At 60.1% G+C, this 19,182-nt stretch carries 19 protein-coding genes; 16 read left to right on the top strand and 3 right to left on the bottom strand.

The genetic code is table 11. The features are described 5' to 3' along the window. The first annotated feature begins 9 nt into the window (after positions 1-9). Genes frr through I6E52_RS03455 form a run of 6 tightly spaced genes read left to right on the top strand, consistent with a single transcriptional unit; the run spans position 10 to position 3,788 of the window. On the top strand, positions 10-561 hold the full coding sequence (frr, locus tag I6E52_RS03480) for a ribosome recycling factor (protein ID WP_197124082.1): 552 nt from the start codon (positions 10-12) through the stop codon (positions 559-561). Continuing rightward, positions 561-1,439, top strand: coding sequence for a phosphatidate cytidylyltransferase (locus I6E52_RS03475; RefSeq protein WP_197109713.1), 879 nt, complete (start codon positions 561-563; stop codon positions 1,437-1,439). Before frr ends, I6E52_RS03475 begins: the two co-directional genes overlap by 1 nt. A gap of 14 nt (positions 1,440-1,453) precedes the next feature. Then, on the top strand, positions 1,454-2,005 hold the full coding sequence (locus I6E52_RS03470) for a DivIVA domain-containing protein (protein WP_197124086.1): 552 nt from the start codon (positions 1,454-1,456) through the stop codon (positions 2,003-2,005). Positions 2,006-2,048: 43 nt separating this feature from the next. Beyond that, on the top strand, positions 2,049-2,696 hold the full coding sequence (locus I6E52_RS03465) for a lytic transglycosylase domain-containing protein (protein WP_231601755.1): 648 nt from the start codon (positions 2,049-2,051) through the stop codon (positions 2,694-2,696). Positions 2,697-2,727: 31 nt separating this feature from the next. Next, on the top strand, positions 2,728-3,027 hold the full coding sequence (locus tag I6E52_RS03460; protein WP_197154892.1) for a hypothetical protein: 300 nt from the start codon (positions 2,728-2,730) through the stop codon (positions 3,025-3,027). 11 nt (positions 3,028-3,038) lie between these two features. Beyond that, a complete protein-coding gene (locus I6E52_RS03455) occupies positions 3,039-3,788 on the top strand; it encodes an alpha/beta hydrolase (protein WP_197154891.1) in 750 nt (249 codons plus the stop codon). Between the two features lie 10 nt (positions 3,789-3,798). Here the strand turns inward: I6E52_RS03455 and I6E52_RS03450 are convergent, their stop codons facing one another. After that, the gene (locus I6E52_RS03450) at positions 3,799-4,860 is read right to left on the bottom strand and encodes an AI-2E family transporter (protein ID WP_197124092.1); all 1,062 of its coding nucleotides are present in this window, start codon (positions 4,858-4,860) and stop codon (positions 3,799-3,801) included. A gap of 71 nt (positions 4,861-4,931) precedes the next feature. Further along, a complete protein-coding gene (locus I6E52_RS03445) occupies positions 4,932-7,271 on the bottom strand; it encodes a hypothetical protein (RefSeq protein WP_197154890.1) in 2,340 nt (779 codons plus the stop codon). Between the two features lie 282 nt (positions 7,272-7,553). Here I6E52_RS03445 and I6E52_RS03440 point away from each other — a divergent pair, with 282 nt between their 5' ends. Beyond that, entirely contained in the window at positions 7,554-9,302 is a 1,749-nt protein-coding gene (locus I6E52_RS03440; RefSeq protein ID WP_307842356.1) for a hypothetical protein, read from the top strand. After that, positions 9,299-10,243: a tetratricopeptide repeat protein gene (locus I6E52_RS03435; protein WP_197154888.1), complete on the top strand. Its 945-nt coding sequence runs from the start codon at positions 9,299-9,301 to the stop codon at positions 10,241-10,243. The genes I6E52_RS03440 and I6E52_RS03435 overlap by 4 nt, the downstream gene beginning before the upstream one ends. Here the strand turns inward: I6E52_RS03435 and ybaK are convergent. Continuing rightward, positions 10,240-10,716, bottom strand: a complete 477-nt coding sequence (gene ybaK / locus I6E52_RS03430; RefSeq protein ID WP_197154886.1) for a Cys-tRNA(Pro) deacylase — start codon at positions 10,714-10,716, stop codon at positions 10,240-10,242. The genes I6E52_RS03435 and ybaK overlap by 4 nt on opposite strands. Positions 10,717-10,832: 116 nt before the next feature. Here ybaK and I6E52_RS03425 point away from each other — a divergent pair, with 116 nt between their 5' ends. The 8 genes from I6E52_RS03425 to gatC all read left to right on the top strand — a co-directional run bounded on the left by I6E52_RS03425 (position 10,833) and on the right by gatC (position 19,181). Next, positions 10,833-12,011, top strand: a complete 1,179-nt coding sequence (locus I6E52_RS03425) for a cysteine desulfurase family protein (RefSeq protein WP_197154879.1) — start codon at positions 10,833-10,835, stop codon at positions 12,009-12,011. Between the two features lie 93 nt (positions 12,012-12,104). Further along, on the top strand, positions 12,105-12,473 hold the full coding sequence (locus I6E52_RS03420) for a winged helix-turn-helix domain-containing protein (protein ID WP_307842354.1): 369 nt from the start codon (positions 12,105-12,107) through the stop codon (positions 12,471-12,473). Further along, entirely contained in the window at positions 12,473-12,727 is a 255-nt protein-coding gene (locus I6E52_RS03415; protein WP_197124104.1) for a hypothetical protein, read from the top strand. The genes I6E52_RS03420 and I6E52_RS03415 overlap by 1 nt, the downstream gene beginning before the upstream one ends. Positions 12,728-12,763: 36 nt before the next feature. Beyond that, positions 12,764-13,927 carry a tRNA 2-thiouridine(34) synthase MnmA gene (gene mnmA, locus I6E52_RS03410; RefSeq protein ID WP_197124106.1) on the top strand — a complete coding sequence of 388 codons (1,164 nt, stop codon included), beginning with the start codon at positions 12,764-12,766 and terminating at the stop codon, positions 13,925-13,927. A gap of 76 nt (positions 13,928-14,003) precedes the next feature. Then, positions 14,004-16,325, top strand: a complete 2,322-nt coding sequence (gene ligA, locus I6E52_RS03405; RefSeq protein WP_197154878.1) for an NAD-dependent DNA ligase LigA — start codon at positions 14,004-14,006, stop codon at positions 16,323-16,325. Positions 16,326-16,453: 128 nt separating this feature from the next. Further along, the gene (locus I6E52_RS03400) at positions 16,454-17,821 is read left to right on the top strand and encodes an alpha/beta hydrolase (RefSeq protein WP_197154877.1); all 1,368 of its coding nucleotides are present in this window, start codon (positions 16,454-16,456) and stop codon (positions 17,819-17,821) included. After that, positions 17,821-18,816 (top strand): serine hydrolase, encoded by a 996-nt coding sequence (locus tag I6E52_RS03395; protein WP_197154876.1) that lies wholly within the window; start codon positions 17,821-17,823, stop codon positions 18,814-18,816. The genes I6E52_RS03400 and I6E52_RS03395 overlap by 1 nt, the downstream gene beginning before the upstream one ends. Positions 18,817-18,866: 50 nt before the next feature. After that, positions 18,867-19,181, top strand: coding sequence for an Asp-tRNA(Asn)/Glu-tRNA(Gln) amidotransferase subunit GatC (gene gatC, locus I6E52_RS03390; protein ID WP_197124114.1), 315 nt, complete (start codon positions 18,867-18,869; stop codon positions 19,179-19,181). Position 19,182: the final 1 nt, after the last annotated feature.

Genomic DNA, 19,182 nt, shown 5'->3' with positions numbered 1-19,182 from the left:
AGTGCCCCCGTGATCAGTGATGTTCTAGCCGAGGCTAGCGAAAAGATGAACAAGGCAGTAGAAGCTGCCAAAGATGACTTCGGCACGGTTCGTACCGGCCGCGCTAACCCGGCGTTGTTCCAGAAGGTCCTTGTGGACTACTACGGAACCCCCACACCGTTGCAGCAGCTTGCGTCCATGGTGAACCAAGAGGCTCGTACTCTCTTGATCACCCCGTTCGACAAGTCCGCGCTCAAAGACATTGAGAAGGCAATCGCAGGCGCTCACCACCTCGGTGCCAGCGTCGGCAACGATGGCAATGTCATCCGTGCCACGCTGCCGGAACTTACCGAAGAACGCCGCAAGGAGTTCGTCAAGGTTGTGCGCGACAAGGCTGAGCAGGCTCGTGTCTCGCTTCGCAACGTGCGCCGTAAGGCGAAAGACGACCTTGAAGCACTTACTGAGGTCGGCGAAGATGAGGTCGCGCGCGCTGAGAAAGAACTAGAAGCGAGCACGAAGGCTCACGTCGACACAATCGACGACGCCCTCAAGCGTAAAGAAGCTGAACTACTCGAGGTCTAATGGTCTCCGAATTCGAAGCTCACGTTAGAGCTACAAACGACAAGATTAACGCCCGCACGGGGCGTCCTTTGGCGATGGCTCTCACTGTGGGGCTGGGTCTTGGTCTTGCGTTGTTGTTCAGCCTGATCTTTGTCAAAGAGCTGTACATGCTCTTTGCCGGCGTGCTGGTTGCCTTCACGGCATTTGAGCTCGCCAGTGCGCTTCGTTTTGCGGGTCTCAAGATTCCGCGAGTGGCGGCTGTTATCGCGGCAGTCGCGGTTGTTCCGGCGTCGTTCTATTGGCAGGCTGAAGGCCAGTGGTTTGTCACGCTCGGTGGCATTGTGTTCGTGTGGCTGTGGCGACTCGTTGAAGTAGTCGTGATGCCGAGTCACCGTGGCTCGGTGCGGTCGATCATGCGCGACCTTGGCGCCGGTGTCTTCGTGATGTTGTACGTCGCGTTCTTGGCAAGCTTCACGGTGCTGCTCACTGCTCAAGACGGCGGTCAGTGGTGGACGCTTGCAATGTTGATCGTTGTTGTTGTCAGTGACATCGGGGCGTATGCGAGCGGGCTTTCGTTTGGCAAACATAAGATGGCTCCCACCATCAGCCCCGGAAAAACCTGGGAAGGGTTTGCCGGAGCAGCGCTTGCGGCGATCACCGCAGGCATCCTGCTTGCCCTCTTCATGATCGATCAGCCTTGGTGGGTTGGACTCATCTTTGGTCTCGTTATCTTGGGTACCGCCACCATGGGAGATCTTGCGGAGTCACTCATCAAGCGTGACCTCGGGATCAAAGACATTAGTACCTGGCTTCCGGGCCACGGCGGCTTCTTGGATCGTGTAGATTCGTCGCTTTTGTCCGCCGCGGCGGGCTATGCACTCTTTCTTATCTTCTCGTAAGGCACAATAGAACCGTGAGCACCACATTTCCTCGTAGCCGAAAGTCAAAGCTCGGGTACAACGTCGACCAGGTCGAGGACTTCCTCGAGGAGGCGCGTCGTGCCTACACCGCCGATCGCGGTGACTCGTCTGTCGTGTCGTCTCGCACCATCCGCAAGCTAGCTTTTGCGATGCAAAAGGGTGGATATTCGCCGGTACACGTTGACTCCGCGTTGGAGCGCCTAGAAGACGCTTTCGCCGCGCGCGAGCGTGACCGTGCGATTTCAGAGCTGGGGGAGACCGCCTGGTACGCCAAGGCTCGCTCTGAGGCCCAAGAGATTCTTAATCGTCTTGCCCGACGGGATGGCAAGAAGTTTGCCCGCACAAGTTCGTTCACGATCGGCTACTCGATCAAAGATGTGGATGCCTTCGCCCAAGAGCTTGCGGACTACTTCCAGCACGGTGCCCCGCTCACGATCGATCGCGTGCGCACGGCGGCATTCCGAAGCGCCAAGGGCGGCTACCGCGAAGCACAGGTCGACTACTTGATCGACTCTGTTATCGACGTCATGCTTGCCGTTCGATAATTCCCTCTGTTTTTTCAGGTCTGTCCGTTAGCATCGGTTTACTTTGTTTATTAAATCTCATGCGGCAATCCTCCGCGCTCAGGCCAAGAGTCAGGGCGCGGATCTTTCTGGGCGCCACACCCGTGTCTCCTGGAGCCTGCCTATTTTTGCTTCTACCGTGAGCTTGGGCTTCATCGCCACGCTCATGATGGCTGTGCCTACTCCCGCCAGTACCGTCTCGGCGGCGCAGGTTCCGCTGAGCACCGTGCAGCGCGCAGAAGTGCAGTCGATCACGGTTGCCGAAGGTTTCGTTAATGAAGTCGAGCGCGACAAACTCACGATCAAGGAACTCGTCGTTGAGCCTGTCGTGGTCGCCGCTCCCGCAGCACCGGCGGTGGGAACGCCTGACCCAGGTACCGCGCAGGCTGTTGCCTTGTCCATGCTGACAGCCCGTGGTTTGGGCTCGGGGGAGTACAACTGCCTCGTCAGCCTGTGGAACCGCGAATCCGGCTGGAATGTGTACGCGCAGAATGCCTCTAGTGGTGCCTATGGCATCCCGCAGGCGCTTCCCGGCAGCAAGATGGCTACTGCCGGTGCCGACTGGGCTACAAACCCGGCAACTCAGATTGCCTGGGGCTTGAGTTACATCGAGGGCCGTTACGGAACCCCGTGTGGCGCGTGGGCTTATTCAGAGTCCAATGGCTGGTACTAGACCGCCTCGCATCTCCGCATAAGCTTGAGCTATGCCTCGTTCTAATCGCCCCCGCGGGCGGCGTCGCCCCGACGATGACGACAATGGCGACCTCAGGCAGACACTGTTTGGCTCGCGCCGCACCGAAGTGAAGCGTGACGGCGAGTGGAACGTTCAGCCTGTATCGCCCGCTAACGCCGTCAAGAACTACACCTGCCCAGGATGCTCGCAAACGATCACTTCGGGCACTGCGCACACCGTCACGTGGCGCGCTGACGGCATCATGGGATCGGCAGACGACCTCGCCGCGCGCCGCCACTGGCATCAGCACTGCTGGAAGATCAGATTGTGAGTCAAACCTCCGTGAACACAACCCCCGCAAGCGAACCCATTCGAGGTGCCACCGAGCTCCCGGCGGTGCGTGAGAACATCGAGTTGCACACTGACGACGGTTTCACTTTGGTGGGGGAGCTGTCTCTGCCCGAGTCCGGCCATATCGCTGCCACCCTGGTCACGCTTCACCCCTTGCCGACGGCCGGTGGGTTCATGGATTCCCACATCATCCGCAAGGCTGCCGCTCGGTTGCCGGCGCTGGCCGACATCGCAGTGCTGCGCTTCAACTTTCGCGGCGTGACCTCACCACGGGGAACTTCGGAGGGATCATTCGGCGAGGGCGAACTCGAAGCGCATGACCTCGCCGCGGCTATGGACTTCGTGCGCGAGCGTGGGCTTCCCAACGTGTGGCTGCTCGGATGGTCGTTTGGCACCGAAGTCACGCTCAAGTATGGGTTGCAGCATCCGATTACGGGCGCCATTCTGCTTTCCCCGCCGCTGCATCGTGCGACGGCGGATGATGTCGCCGCGTGGGCAGCAACTGAGCGTCGCTTGGTCGCGGTGATTCCCGAACTCGATGACTACTTGCGGCCCGAAGAGGCCGCGCAGCGTTTTGCCTCGGTGCCGGAGCTGGAGTTCGTCGCCGTCGAGGGTGGCAAGCACCTGTGGGTGGGGGAGACACAGACCTATCGCGTGCTCAGCGAGGTTGTGGCGCGTCTCAACCCTGGGGTGCTGCCTTTGCCGCGCACGTGGCCGCCTGAGGCCACACCGGCGCTGTGACGCCTCGTCGCTAGAGGTCTGCTTGGCGCGGCACGACAACTTGCTGAACAATCAGCAGAATTGCGGCGGCCACGGGGATCGCGATAAGCGCCCCCAAGATACCGAGAAGTGTTCCGCCGGCGAGAGCTGCAATCACCACGAGGGCACCGGGAATCTTGACGGCTTTGTTCATGATGCGAGGGTTGAGCAGATAGGCCTCAACCTGCATGTAGATCAGGTAGTAGATTCCGACGGCGATCACGCTGGGCGGGCCGTTGAACAGCAGCACGAGCAAGGTGATCACGATGGAGCCGCTGAGTGTTCCTACCAGCGGGATGAGTGATCCGACGAAGGCGATGAACGCCAGCAACGCTGAGTACTTCACGGGAAGCCCGAATGCCGGGAAAATCAGAGTCAGGACCAGGAACGAGAGCACGCCGTTGACGAGGGCGAGTGAGCCCTGGCCGATGACATAGCGACCAACTGCAGCGCTGACTTGCTCAGCGAGGTCGATGAACTTCGCGCGCTTTGTCGCGGGCACGAGTTGGTACAGGCCGCCCTTGATGTTGTTGAGCGACGATACGAAGTAAATCGTGAGGATAAGCACGATGATGGCGCCGGTAATCCCCGTGGCGATACCGATTCCGACGGCAAACACTCCGCCACCGATCGTGGTGAAGTCGAGGTCTGCGATCCAAACGTTGAAGCCGTCAAGCAGATCTTGCACGTTAAGCCAGGGGAACGCTGTCTCAACGCTTTCGCGAACGGTTCCGTCGAAGAAGGCTGTGACGAGTCGCGGAATGGCCTCCGATGCATTTCTGACCTGCTCGGCAATAACGGGAACGATCGCAAAAATGAGACCCGTGAAAACGCCGAGTACACCCACCAGCACCGTAAGGATGGCGGTCCACCGTGGAAACTTCTTAGTCTCGAGCCACGTGACGACCGGGTCGAGGCCGAGCGCTAGAAAGAGTGCAGCCCCCACGTAGGTGAGGATCGTCGCTAGCGAAATGACTGTCTGGCCGATTCCGACCGCGACAAGAACCCCTAGACCGCCGAGTAGTCCGAGGCGGAATGGATTGAGGATCTTCATTGCATGGCTCCGTTCGGCCTAACGCAACTGTGTCAGGCTGAGCGTAATTCTAGGGGCCGTGCGGGCTGTTGCTAGCTAACTTCCTCGGCTTGGTTCAGAACTCCGCGAAGGTTTTCGAAGTATCCGGCAACGGTTTCGCGTTCTGCCTTGATCTTAGCGAGGCGGTCTTCGGCCTCGCTGATGAGATCGTGAGAGCGCTTCTCAGCATCGGCGAGCAGTGCCTTGGCGCGCTCTTCGGCATCCGCGACTTCGTCAGTGGCGCGGGCAGAGGCATCGGCGAGCAGTGCCTTAGCTTCGGCTTGCGAGCTCTTGGTGAGTTCCTCTGCTTCGTTACGTTTGGCGTTGGCCTCACGCACGGCTTCGGCCAGTTGGGCTTGGGCTTCCTCGAGGTAGTTCTGTGTTTGAGCTGTTGCCTCTTTGTGCTGCGCCAAGAATTCCTTCTCCGCGTCATCGCGGCGCGCCGCAATCTCTTGCTCAAGTGAGATGCGAGCTTGTTCGGCCTCGCGTTCGATCGTGGTGCGAGTCTCCTCAAGCTGGTGCTTGATGGTGGCCCGCGTTGACTCGACCTCGTTAGCTAGCTCTGCGCGTTGGCGTGCAACATCCCGGTCGAGGTCGGTGGTCTGCTTTTCGACATCGTGAGCCAGAGTGGAGCGGGTATCTGACACGTAGCTTTCGAGTTCGGTGCGCTTGCTATCGATTTCGGCATCCAACTCTGCGTGGCGGCGAGCCATTTCTTCTTCGAGGCCGGCCGTTGCGGAGTTGATTTCGGCTTCGAGTTCGTTGCGACGGGTGCTCATTTCGGCCTCGAACTCGGCGCGAGCAGTGGTGCTCTCCTGTTCGAACGCGGCACGTGCGCCCGTGATTTCTGCTTCGAGACCGGCCTGCGTGGTCTCTACATCGCTTTCCAAAGCAGCTCGGGTTGTCGAGACTTCCTTGGCAAGTGCCTTCTTGGTCGAAGTGACTTCTTTATCGAGCGCCTTTTTCTGGGCGGCAACATCGGCGGTGAGCTCGTTTCGAGTGGCTTTGACGTGAGCCTCGAGCTCAACTCGGGTCGTGGTGACTTCGTCTTCGAGGGCAGCCTTTGCGGTTGCAACCTCTTTTTCGAGTCCCGCACGAGTGGTCGTAACCTCTTGTTCGAGTGAAGCCTGGGTAACCTTCACCTCTTGCTCAAGTGCCGTCTTGGTGCTGGTCACTTCCTGTTCGAGGGCTGCCTTGGTGCTGGTTACTTCGTGTTCAAGCGCAGCCTTCGTTGTGGTCACTTCATCTTCGAGTGCCGCGCGGGTGGTTGTGACGTCGCTCTCAAGCTGCTGACGGGCTTCGCGCTCTTCGTTCTCCCACAGTTCGCGGGCTTCGGAGAGTTCGGCCTCAAGAGACGCCTGCGTAGAGAGAACGGTCTTCTCGAGTTCCGCGAGAGTGTTCGCTGCTTCTGTGGCGGCCGCGGTGCGAGTTGCTTCCGCCTCGGCCTCGAGAGCGGCGTAGGCGGCGTCGAGCTCTGCTTGGTGCTTGGCCTGGGCTGCCTTCGTTTCGTTGGCCAGCTTGGTGTGGGCTGCCCTCGTTTCGTTGGTGAGCTTGGTGTGGGCTGCCTTGGTCTCGTTGGCGAGAGTTTCGCGCGCGGTCGTTGTCTCGGCTTCGAGCTCGGCGCGTGCCGTCTCAATCTCACGAGCAAGGTCGGTGCGTGCCTGTTCGATATCGCGCTGCAAATCCTCGCGCTGCTTCGTGTTCTCCGCCTCGAACGTCGCGCGGCCGAGCTCGGCATCGCGAGCCAAGGACTCTGCGGCTTCGCGGGCTTCAGCAACCTCGCTTGCGGTGCTGGCACGCAGTTCAGTCATGGCGCGTTCAGTCTCGGCACGCAGTGCTGCAGACTCACGCTTGGCGGAGGTGCGCGCATCCGCAGCTTCCGTGGCGACGGCACCGCGGATGGTGGCGGCTTCGCGGGAAGCATCGGCGACGAGCTGAGATGCTTCGTCTTTCGCGCGAGCGATCAGGGTGTCGGCTTCGTTGCGGGAAGATTTGGCGAGCGCAGCGGCTTCACTGTTTGCTTCAGCGAGGATGCGTTCTGATTCGCTCGCAGTGTCGGCGCGCAGCGCGGCGGTTTCAGACTGCACGGCCTTGCGCATTTTCTCAGCGTCGATATCAGCTTGGCTGATGAGCTGGGTGGAGTGCTCTTCAGCAACACGCAGCATGCTTTCGAGTTTGGAGCCGAGTCCGCTGTAGGTGGGGCTTCCCGATTCGTCGAGTTCAGCCTGAAGATCTTCGTTTACGGCGAGGAGTCGCTTGACCTCTTTAGTGGAGGCAGTGCGGTCTGCTTTGGCGGCTACAAGCTCACGACGAAGTTCGCCGATCAGTTTGTCGACGTCGTCTTTTTTGTAACCGCGCATCTCTGTGCCGAAATCGGTATCGTTCGCGGCCAAGATTTCTCCTCGATGTCAGCGGAATGAACCCTCTGAGTTTAGTGGGATGAAGAGGCCTCCTGTCATTTTGGTCTCATCCCCAATCTGGGGCGTTCATTCATCTCCCAGAGACTTCCCAGAAGAGTAACTAGGTCGGTAGAACACGATCGGCTATTCTTGAACGTCTTTGTTGTTGCCTACCCGCGTGGATGGGGCCCTTACCTCTAGTCCGACCGAGGTTCAGCCAGTGTGGCTAGGGCCCTCGCACGGCGAGTAATCCTGGGCAACACGAAAGGAGAGATAGTGAGATTCGTTCTCGCCATAGTTAGCTTCATGCTCGCAGCCGGACTCATCGGCTACGGCATTGCACAGCAGACCATTCTTGCGACCCCAGACGAAGTCTCGGTATCCGCAGAAACGAGCGGCGCCGCGCCCCTCACCGTGATCAGTGGTGAAGCGTTCAATGCGTACTCGGGCAACCAAACCATTCGAATCGAGGGCGACCGCCGTGTCGTTGCCGCCTACGGTCGCACGACAGATGTGCTCGCATGGGTCGGTGACGCTAGTTACAACATGGTCACTCTCGATCCTGAAACGGGCGACCTCGCCACTGAGAGTATTAGTGGCACAGAACAAGAGGTTCCGGACCCCTACAACTCCGACCTGTGGCTCGAGAGCTATGAAGCTGAGGACGAACTCGCCCTCACCGTGAAGATTCCGAGCGATGTGTCATTCATCGTCGCCGCTGACGGCATCGACGCCGCTCCTAACGCGGTATCGATTTCGTGGCCGCTCGACAACACCACGCCGTGGGCCGGTCCGCTCATCCTTGGCGGAGCTGCTGTGCTGTTGCTCGGGCTCATTTTCTTGATGTGGGCTGTTCATCACATGCGACGCGCTGGTGGCCCTCGCCGCAAGCCGCAAAAGATGCCCAAGGTTCCCAAGAAGGCTCGCTACAAGCCTGCTAAGCGTGGTTCCAAGGCGAGCGAAAGCACCACTTTGCGCACGACCGTTCGGTTCGCCGTCCCAACCGTGCTGGTCAGCGTGCTCGTTCTGAGCGGATGCACGACCTCAACTTCACCCAATTCCGCTGCAGATGGCGGTGTGCCCAGCCCCACTGCTACCTCCACCGCTGCGGCCGGTGCTGCTGCAACTCCCGCGGTGGCCGTGCGTCAGATTGAGAAGATCGTTGCGCAGATCAGCGCCGTCTCTCAAGAAGCGGATGAGGAGCGCGACACCGATCTCATCAAGACGCGCTTTGCGGAGGCTGCGCTCGAATACCGTCTTGCGAACTACACGATGCGCGATGCAGACGATTCAATCGCTGCCCCTGCGGCTATTCCCGACGGCCCGGTCCAGCTGACGCTGCCCCAACAGACGGAATCATGGCCGCGCACGGTGTTCACGATCATCCTCGACGAGACTGATTCGACCGTCGCTCCGATTGCGCTGTTCCTAGAGCAGGCAACCCCGCGCGATAACTACAAGGTCAGCTACGCGATGAACCTAGAGCCTTCTGTGGTATTCCCGGATGTTGCCGCAGCAAGCGTGGGAACATCACGTCTTCCTGCCGACAGCGGTCTTCTGCGTTCCTCGCCAACCGAGGTTGCTCTCAATTACGCAGAAATCCTTGAACAGGATGTCGAGAGCGATTCCTACCTTGACTTTGAGGCTGAGGGCGACAGCCTTCGCGTGAGCGTCGGTCTTGCCGTGAAGAAGAAGGAAAAGGCTGCGCTCTCCAGCACTGCCACGTTGACCTACGGTCACGACCTTGGTTCGGCCGATCCAATCGCAATGGCGACTATTGATGCGGGTGCGATTGTTGCCGTGCATCTCTATGAGACCAAGGTTGCTGCTCCTAAGGAAGAAGGCTCTGCCGTCACCTTTAGTGGTCAGACCAAGGCTCTTTCGGGAATCTCTATTACTGAAGAGGGCATCAAATCGACCTACGGCGATCAGCTACTCTTTTATGTCCCAGCAGCAGGCAGCGATGAGAAAATCGTCTTGCTTGGCTACACCCAAGGACTCGTCGCAGCATCGGAGTTGAAATGACTAACGCCCCCCTGAATGCCGCTAGCCTTCGTGGCGCAGTAGATCTCTCATCCCTCGTTCGCCAGCACAACACGCCTGCCCCTGCGGCCGGTGACGGTGCCGGTGCGACTCCTCCGGGAGAAGCACCGAAGCCCAGTGGTTTTGCCACCAGTGCTGATGATGCGTCGTTCACGCAGGTGCTTGAGCTGTCGAACACGGTTCCCGTTATCGTCGAGTTTTATGGGCAGGGCATCGAGCCAGCCCTTGAGCCAACGATCGCGCAGTACAAGGGCCGCTTTGCCCTGGTCGTGGTGGATGCCACGAGCAATCCGCAGCTGGTGCAGGCGTTCCAAGTGCAAGAGGTTCCGACCGTTGCCGCCGTTATTGGTGGGCGACCCGTGCAGCTCTTCAGCGGCATCATGCCCGAGAACGACCTCAAAGAGGTGCTTGAGCAGGTCTTGCAATTGGCGGCACAGAACAAAGTAACGGGCACCCTGCCGGCGCCGGAAGACGCTGACGAGGGCGACGCAGAGCCCGTGGAAGAGCCGTTGCCGCCGCTGCATCAAGAAGCTTTCGACGCTATCTCGGCTGGCGACTATCCCACGGCCATTGCCGCGTACCAGTCAGCCATCACCCAGAACCCGCGCGACCAGCAGGCGGTGGCCGGGCTCGCTCAGGTGTCGTTGCTGTCGCGCTTGGAAGGTCACTCAGTCGATGCTGTGCGCAGCGCAGCGGCCCAAGAACCTCTCAGCGTAGACGCGCAGTTAGCGGTCGCCGATCTTGATGTGTCCGGTGGTCACCTCGGTGATGCCTTCGATCGTTTGCTTGAACTGTTTCCGTCGACCGATGCTGAGGGCAAGAGCGCCATCCGCACCCGACTTCTTGAGTACTTCGAAATCGCCGGTGCTGAAGATCCTCGTGTTGCCGATGCTCGTCGTCGATTGACACTGCTGCTCTACTAATCACGCGCGATCGCGGCAGTGATTGCCTCGGCAGCGCGAATGAGGTCACGGGGCATCAGCTCGATGTCGAAGCCGCGCGTGCCGCCGCTGACAAAGACGGTGTCGAAGAGCTCGACAGTTTCGTCGATTACGGTGCGATGAGCTGTTCTCTGCCCGAGCGGACTGATTCCTCCCAGCACGTAGCCGGTGCGCCGTTGCGCGATTGCGGGATCAGCCATGCTGGCTTTTTTGCCTCCAACAGCGGAGGCCAACGCCTTGAGATCTAGTTTTCCGGAGACAGGCACCACGGCAACGACCATCTCGTCATCCACCATCGTCATCAATGTCTTGAAGACCTGTTCGGGATCAACGCCAAGAACGGTCGCCGCCTCACGACCGTATTCACTCGTGCCCGCATCGTGAGCGTAGGGGTGCGGGGTGAACGAGATACCGAGCGCGTCAAGCGCCACTGTCGCCGGAGTTCCGAGCGCCATCAGCGCGCTCCGGCGTTCGTGCGAATGAAGGCGGGGTCGAAGCAACAGTGCATGCGATCTAGAGTAATGACACACAGGCATCCGATTGGATTCTGTGGGGGAGTAGCGGAGTTACGGTGACGATCTATCTTGACCATGCGGCAACAACGCCCATGCGCCCGTCGGTGGTGCAGGCATTCGCAGAAGCATTGCCGGTCGTCGGTAATCCCTCGTCGATCCACTCTCAGGGGCAAGCAGCTAAGCGAATGCTCGAGGAAGCGCGCGAAGCCGTGGCAGCGAGTGTTGGCGCCGATTCGGTCGAGATCACTTTCACTTCTGGCGGCACCGAAGCGATCAACCTTGGCATCAAGGGACTGTATTGGGCTCGCAATTCGTCTGGAGTAGAACGCCGCCGCATCGTGGTTGCTCAAGCTGAGCATCACGCCACTATTGACGCGGTCGAGTGGATGCGCACCCACGAGGGTGCAGTGCTGGATTGGATTCCCGTCGACGCTCTTGGTCGCATTGACGTGGACTATGTGCGCGAGGCGCTCGCCGATGATGTTGCTCTCGTCTCGATGCTGTGGGCCAACAATGAAGTCGGCACCCTCCAGCCCGTTTCCGAAGTCGCTGAGCTCGCGAAGGCTGTGGGCGTTCCGGTGCATGTCGACGCGGTATCCGCTCTCGGCTATGTGCCTATCGACTTCCATGCCGCGGGGGTGGCCGCGCTCAGCGTTTCGGCTCACAAAATTGGGGGACCGGTCGGAGTGGGCGCCCTCGTGATCGCGCGTTCGGCATCCGTGACTCCGCTTATTCATGGGGGAAGCCAACAGCGGGCGCGCTCGGGAACGATGGATGCCCCCGGTGCTGTCGCTTTTGCGGCGGCGGCACGCGAAGCCACGGTTGCGCTCGCGGAGGAGGCTGCGCGGCTCACTGTGCTGCGCGATGAGTTGATCGCGGGAGTGCAGGCGGCGGTTCCCGAAGCTGTTTTGCGCGGTGACACCGAAAATCGTCTCCCGGGCAACGCGCACTTCACTTTCCCCGGTTGTGAGGGTGACTCTCTGTTGTTCTTGTTGGATGTCGCGGGCTTCAGCGTTTCAACCGGTTCTGCTTGTCAGGCTGGGGTGCCCGAAGCAAGTCATGTGCTGCTCGCGATGGGTCTCGACGAGCCCACTGCGCGCGGAGCGTTGCGAATCTCGCTCGGAGAGTCCACGACTGCCGATGAGGTTGCTCAGTTTGTGGCGGCGCTGCCGGGTGCGGTCGAGCAGGCTCGAGCCGCTGGCTATTCGGATCGCGTGACAGTCCTGGGACACTAGGACGTTTTTCTTCTCCCGTGTTGCCGGTTAACGCGGGGCTTGACGCTGCCCTCACCTATGTGTAAGTTTTTTCTTACAGGTGAAAGGATTCTCGTGAATTCAGAAGAGCTCGGAGCGTGGTTGGCTGCAGTGGCTAACCCGCAGCGCATGCGCATTTTGGCCGAACTATCGACCGGCCAGAAGCACGTGAGCGAGCTCGCTCGTCGCGTCGGAATGTCCCGCCCGTTGCTTTACATGCACCTCGCCAAGCTTGAAGAGGCGGGCTTTGTTGCCGGGCATCACGAACTGAGCGACGACGGCAAAGCGCTGAAGCTCTTCGAGGTAGTTCCTTTTCGCGTCACGGTGACCCCCGCTCTCCTGGCGAGAGCGGTCGCGAAGTCGGCGGCGACAACCGCAGCTTCTGAAATCGCCGACGGCGACGCAACTCCACACCACAACAGCAATTCTCACGAAGGAAAATAATGGAAATCTTCTATACCCTCTGGTTTTGGCTCGCCACGGTTGCCGTAGTGGGCATCATCGCCGGCGTCATCACAAACGCCGTCAACAAGAAGGCCGAAACGGCAAAGCACGTTGCAGATGCGCAAGCGGGCGGCGATTATCGGGCACTTGCCGAGCAGACGCTCGAAGCCAACCAGATGCTCATTCAGCGTCTGGATGCCATTGAACTTCGGCTCGCTGGCGTCGAGAAGACGCTCACTGACATCCCGCAGTAAGAACTTGCCCAGCAACTCGTCTCGTACACTTGGTTGATGAAGGTTTTAGCGGCGATGAGTGGCGGAGTGGACTCTGCGGTTGCTGCCGCGCGTGCAGTCGAGGCAGGGCATGAGGTTGTTGGGGTGCATTTGGCGCTGAGCCGTCAGCCTGGAACCCTGCGCACTGGTGCTCGCGGTTGCTGCACGATTGAAGATTCTATGGATGCCCAACGGGCGGCCAACATGATTGGCATCCCGTACTACGTCTGGGACTTCTCCGAGCGTTTCAAGCTCGATGTCGTGGATGATTTCATTGCCGAGTATTCGGCTGGGCGCACCCCGAACCCCTGCATGCGCTGTAATGAGCGCATCAAGTTTGCGGCTCTCCTTGAGAAGGCGGTTGCTCTCGGGTTCGATGCTGTTGCGACCGGTCACTACGCCAACATCGTTGAAGATGAGAATGGCAATCGTGAGCTTCACCGTGCTGCGGCTTGGGCGAAAGACCAGTCCTACGTTCTTGGCGTGCTCACGACGGAGCAACTTGCGCACAGCATGTTCCCGCTTGGGTCTACGCCGTCGAAGGCAGAGATTCGTGCTGAGGCCGCAGAGCGTGGTTTCTCGGTAGCGAACAAGCCTGACTCTCACGACATTTGCTTCATCCCTGATGGCAACACTCGCGGCTGGTTGGCCGACAAGGTTGGCGCAGAGCAGGGCGAAATTCTTGACCGCAATGGCGAGGTTCTCGGCAAGCACGAGGGTGCTGTCGCGTTCACGATCGGCCAGCGCAAGGGCCTCAACGTTGGTTATCCCACGGATGACGGCAAGCCCCGTTTCGTGTTGGAGATTCGTCCCAAGACCAACGAGGTCGTTGTCGGACCGCGCGAAGCTCTTGCTCTCTCCGAAGTCGCCGGCACCAAGTTTTCGTGGGCTGGGCTTGATCCGCTCGCCTCTGGTTTCATCAGCGAGCCCGGTGCAAGCTTTGAGTGTCATGTTCAGGTGCGCGCCCACTCTGACCCGATGCCGGCCACGGCTCGCATCGCTCCGGCAACCGAGGGCGTCGATAACGTCGGCGATGCGAAGGGCCCCGAGCTCATCGTGCGGCCGCACGAGCCGCTCATTGGTGTCTCGCCCGGCCAGACTGCGGTTCTTTACGTAGGCACGCGAGTGCTCGGCCAGTGCACGATCGCACGCACGGTGTCTGCGGTTCCCGTCGGGGTCTAAACGCCTCGCTCGATGCGTGCGCTTCGCCGGCGCATTCGCACACTCAGAAGTCAGTGCCGCTGTTTACACTTGACGAGTGGCTACTAGCACCGAGAACTCAGGTTCCTCCCACTCGTCCGATGGTCAGGTCGCCGAGACCGTCGATCCGTCGCTTGCCGAGGCACGCGATGAGGCCGAAAGCCTCACCACGCGAATTCTTGAACTGCGCGATGCGTACTACGTGCGCGACGAAGTGTTGGTTGACGATGCCGAGTACGACCGTCTGATTCAGCGCTTAGAGCAGCTTGAGGCGCTGCATCCAGAGCTCCAGGGCCAAGATAGCCCGACGCAGAGCGTTGGCGGCAAAGCGGCAACGCTCTTTGATCCCGTCGAGCACGCAGAACGCATGCTCAGCCTCGACAACGTCTTCTCTCTCGAAGAGTTTGCTGAATGGGCGGCGAAGGTGCAGCGCGATTCAGCGCGCCACGTCGATTTCTTGTGCGAGCTCAAGATCGACGGGCTCGCGATCAACTTGCGCTACCTCGATGGTGTGCTCGTCAGCGCTGCCACTCGCGGCGATGGGCGCGTCGGCGAAGACGTGACCGAAAACATCGTGCGTGTGGAAGGTATCCCACAGCGGCTGGCTGGCACCGGGCATCCGCCCATCGTTGAAGTGCGTGGAGAGGTGTTCATTCCGCTTGAGCTGTTCCGCGAACTGAACGCTGAACAGGCCCGCATCGGCGAGAAGGTTTTTGCGAATCCACGCAACGCTGCGGCAGGGTCGCTTCGCCAAAAGTCTGAGGGCAAATCTGAAGAGAAACTTGCCCACATGCGTCGGCGATTGTCATCGCTGCGCATGCTCGTGCACGGCATCGGCGCATGGAATGGTGAGCGCGAGGGGCACGAGCCCATTCGCACTCAGAGTGAGATCTACGGCGTACTGGCCAGCTGGGGTCTGCCCACGAGCAAATACTTCCGGGTGGTGCCTACAGCGGGCGAAGTCGAAGATTTCATTCGCTACTACGGCGAACACCGTGACAGCGTCGAGCACGAGATCGACGGCATCGTGATCAAGGTCGATGAGCTCGCGCTTCACGATGAGCTCGGTGCCACTTCTCGGGCTCCGCGATGGGCTATCGCCTACAAATATCCGCCTGAGCAGGTCAACACAAAACTGCTCGACATCGTGGTCGGGGTCGGGCGCACCGGTCGAGCAACTCCCTATGCGGTCATGGAGCCAGCGCTTGTCGCCGGCTCAGTTGTGCGGCAGGCGACTCTGCACAATCAGGATGTCGTCAAGCGCAAAGGCGTACTCATCGGCGACACCGTGGTGCTGCGCAAGGCGGGCGATGTGATTCCCGAAATTCTGGGCCCGGTCGAAGAGTTGCGCGACGGCAGCGAGTACGCGTTTGTGATGCCCACGAATTGCCCAGAATGTGGAACACCGCTGCGGGCGATGAAAGAGGGCGACATCGATCTGCGGTGTCCGAATGCCCGCAGTTGCCCCGCTCAAGTGCGCGGTCGTATCGAACATGCCGGCAGCCGCGGCGGTCTCGATATTGAGGTGCTTGGCGAAGTAATTGCCCGCGCCCTCACTCAACCTCGCGAACCCGAGGTGCCCCCGTTGATCAACGAGGCGGGGCTGTTCGATCTCACGGTGAAAGATATTTTCCCGATTGTCGTTGCGGTTCGTGACTCCGAGACGGGGGAGGTGCTCGTCAACGATGATGGCACCGAGCGACTCGTCACTCCGTTCCGCCGGGCCCGCAAGTTCACGGGCAAAGATGCTGACCCCGAGTTCGATGCCGACGCGACCGAGTTTGCTGGAACCCCCGACTGGGTGCCCTCGAGCAACGCTATTAAGCTCATCGCCAACCTTCAGGAAGCGAAAACCAAACCCCTCTGGCGACTTCTCGTGAGTTTGAGCATCCGCCACGTTGGGCCTGTCGCTGCGCGCGCTCTTGCGGACTATTTTGGTTCGCTCACCGCTATTCGGGAGGCGACGCGAGAAGAGCTCGCTGCCGTGGATGGCGTTGGCGGAATCATCGCCGACTCTGTCGCTGACTGGTTCGAGGTGGATTGGCACCAGGAGATTGTTCAGCGCTGGACAGATGCGGGCGTGCAGTGGTCAACTCCCGGTCATGCTGGCCCCGGTGCGGCTCAATCCAGCGACGGAATTCTCGCTGGTTTGACCATTGTCGCGACCGGAAGCCTGGAGGGATTCACTCGCGAAGGGGCACAAGAGGCGATCATCGCGGCGGGTGCTAAAGCAGCCTCCAGCGTGAGCAAAAAGACTGACTACGTTGCTGCAGGGCCCGGTGCCGGTTCCAAACTCACCAAAGCGGAGCAATTGGGCATCCCGGTGCTCGACGCCGCACAATTTGCGCGTCTGCTCGAAGGTGGCCCTGAAGCTATTTAAAACTATGCAAAACCACAGTATTGCCTTCGGTTTACCCCCGAACAGGGCGCTACTGCCTTAGGATTAGCTGAACGTGTTCGTGTGCGGGGATGGCGCACGGTCAATGTTCCTGAGGGGAATACCCGTCGTTGCTGATTGAAATTGCACTCGTTTTAGCTACCTCGGTCGTCGGCTTACCCGCCACCGAGGCCTCTGGCGCGCCCGAAGTACAGTTCAGTTCGATCGTCACGAGCGATGCGCCAGCCCCCTTCGTGGGCCCGGTTGTCGATACCACCGGTGCGGTGAGCGGTTCTGCAGTCGGCACCTCCACCTTCAGCGGTCGCACTCTGACAGCGCTCGCGAGCATCCCCACTAGCGGCATTTCGGAGTACCTCGCGGCTCGCCCTGGCGCTGTTGAGCAAATTCTCCTTTCCCAACCGCCCGCGCAAGAAGTGGCATTGTGGTGGGGCGATTTGGCTACCGATCGCCGCGCCGCGCTCGAAGTGGCGAGTCCGCAACTGCTCGGCAACCTTGAGGGCGTGCCCTACACGATTCGCGACGTCAGCAACCGCACGGTGCTTGATGAGACGATCGCGGAACTTTCTTCGGTCGTAGATTCGGATGCCGGTCGTGCGGTTCAGCAGAGCGCACGCCAGCAACTCAGCATGTTGTCCTCCATTTCGGAGGCTCTCGTTTTCGATAGTGCGAGCCCTGAGCGCACTCTGGTCACCTTGGACGTCACCGGGCAGGGCCGCGCAGCCATCGTGTTGGGCGATCTGAACGATGCCGATTACGTGAGTTTCTTGGTGCCGGGCATGTTCTTCACCATCGAGGGTCAGATGTCGTATTGGGCGGATGCCGCCAACACGCTCTACACCGAGCAACAGGCGTGGCTTGAATACTTTGATTCTCAGTCGGTCTTCACGAGCAACGAGACGGTCGCGACGGTCGCGTGGATCGGCTACGACACCCCCAATCTCACTAACGTGGGGGCGATCGATAACGCCGTGCAAGGCCGTGACACCTTGGCCAACGCCATTCTCGGTCTGCAGGCGCAGCGTGGTGCCGATCAGCCCTATATTTCGGTAGTGGCACATTCCTATGGAACAACGGCGGCAATGATGGCGTTGTCGGAATACGACTTCCAGATCGATGCTTTGGCGATGGTGGGTTCGCCCGGCAGTCCCGCAGAGTCGGTCGCTGATTTGAATGTGCGCAACGGCAACGTGTTTGTGGGGGAGGCCGCGTGGGATCCGATTCCCAACAGCTCCTACTTTGGTGCAGATCCTGGCACCGCATCCTTCGGCGCTCAGTCGCTCGGAGTGAGCGGCAGCTTCGACGTGATTCAGAAGCAAGAACTCGCCGGTTCTATTGGTCACAACGAATACTTCACTCCCGGCACCGAAGCAATGCGCAACTTCGCTTTGATGTGCATCGGTCGCGGCGACCTTGTTATCCCTGAAGGTATTCCGGTTGTCGAGCGGGCCTCCGGCTCATTGACACACAATCAGAGCTGATGGCGCGACGCCCCAAGCACCAACTCCGGTTGGCGGAGCCGATAGCTGGCGATCGTAAGCTGATCGAACTCGTTCAGCACCGCGTGCGCTCTCGAGGTCACAATGTGATGAGCGTGGCGTTGTGGAATGCGGGGCAGTGGCGCACTGCTCAGTTCGGTGCGGAGGATGAGCGCACTTTCGAAATCGGCTCCGTCACTAAAACCATCACGGCGTCGCTGTTCGCACTCGCGCTCGAGAACGGTGAAGTAACCACCGAAACGACCGCGGGCGAACTGCTGGAGCTGGGAGGCTGCCCCGCAGCCGCTTTCACCTTAGAAAGCATCGCCACTCAGCACAGCGGGCTACCGCGGCTGCCGGTGAGCTTCGCCGAGTTCCGTCGGGGCAACCGGGCGGTGAAGGCTGGCCGTGACCCATACACGGCATCCGTCGCTGAGCTCGTCAGCCAGACAGCTGCCACTCCGCTAGGAAAGCCGGGAGTTTTTTCGTATTCGAATCTGGGGTTCGCTCTGCTGGGGCAGGCTCTTGCCGTAGCTGCCGGCCAGATCTATTCCGAGCTCGTTACCGAGCGCATAGCCGCTCCGTTGAGGCTCGCACATACGGCTTCGTTCGCGACCGCCACCGAACTTCCCATCGAAGCGCCAACGGGTTTCGATGCGCGGGGCAGAGCCAGCGACGCGTGGACGATGAATGCGTATGGGCCGGCGGGCAACATCCGCTCTACCCTGCCCGACATGATGCGCTACGTCGAGGCGCAACTCGACAGCAGTGCGCCTGGCGTCGCCGCTACAACCCCGCGCATCGCCGTGCCGCGGCAGGGACGAATCGGCTACGCCTGGCTCACGAACCCCGACGGGATCACGTGGCACAACGGAATGACCGGCGGCTTCGCGAGCTTTGTCGGGTTCGATCGAGAGCGCTCGCGGGCGGCTGTCGTACTGAGTAATACGGCCGTGAGTGTCGATGCTCTCGCCCTGTCGCTCCTCGCCGCTCGCTAAGCCGAATACACTTATACGGTTCCCTGTCTGTTTCCCATCTTCGGAGCTCCATGACTGACACCAATCCTGGTGCGATCACCAGCGAGGTCGTTTCGCACCTCGCCTCGCTCGCCCGTATCGCCCTCACCACTGATGAAATCGAGAAGCTCACTGGCGAGCTCGGCGCAATCGTCAATTCTGTGGCCAAGGTCAGCGAAGTCGCTACCGACGATGTTCCGGCAACGAGTCATCCGATTCCGTTGAGCAATGTTTTCCGTGCCGATGTTCCCGGAGTCACGCTCACTACTGAGCAGGCGCTGGCAGGAGCACCCGAGCACGATGGTTCACGTTTTGCGGTTAGCGCGATTCTGGGAGAAGAGCAGTAAT

The organism is Salinibacterium sp. NG253, assembly GCF_015864945.1.
Taxonomy (GTDB): domain Bacteria; phylum Actinomycetota; class Actinomycetes; order Actinomycetales; family Microbacteriaceae; genus Rhodoglobus.
Note: the sequence above shows the minus strand (reverse complement) of the source record. Positions and strands in the feature narration are given on the sequence as shown.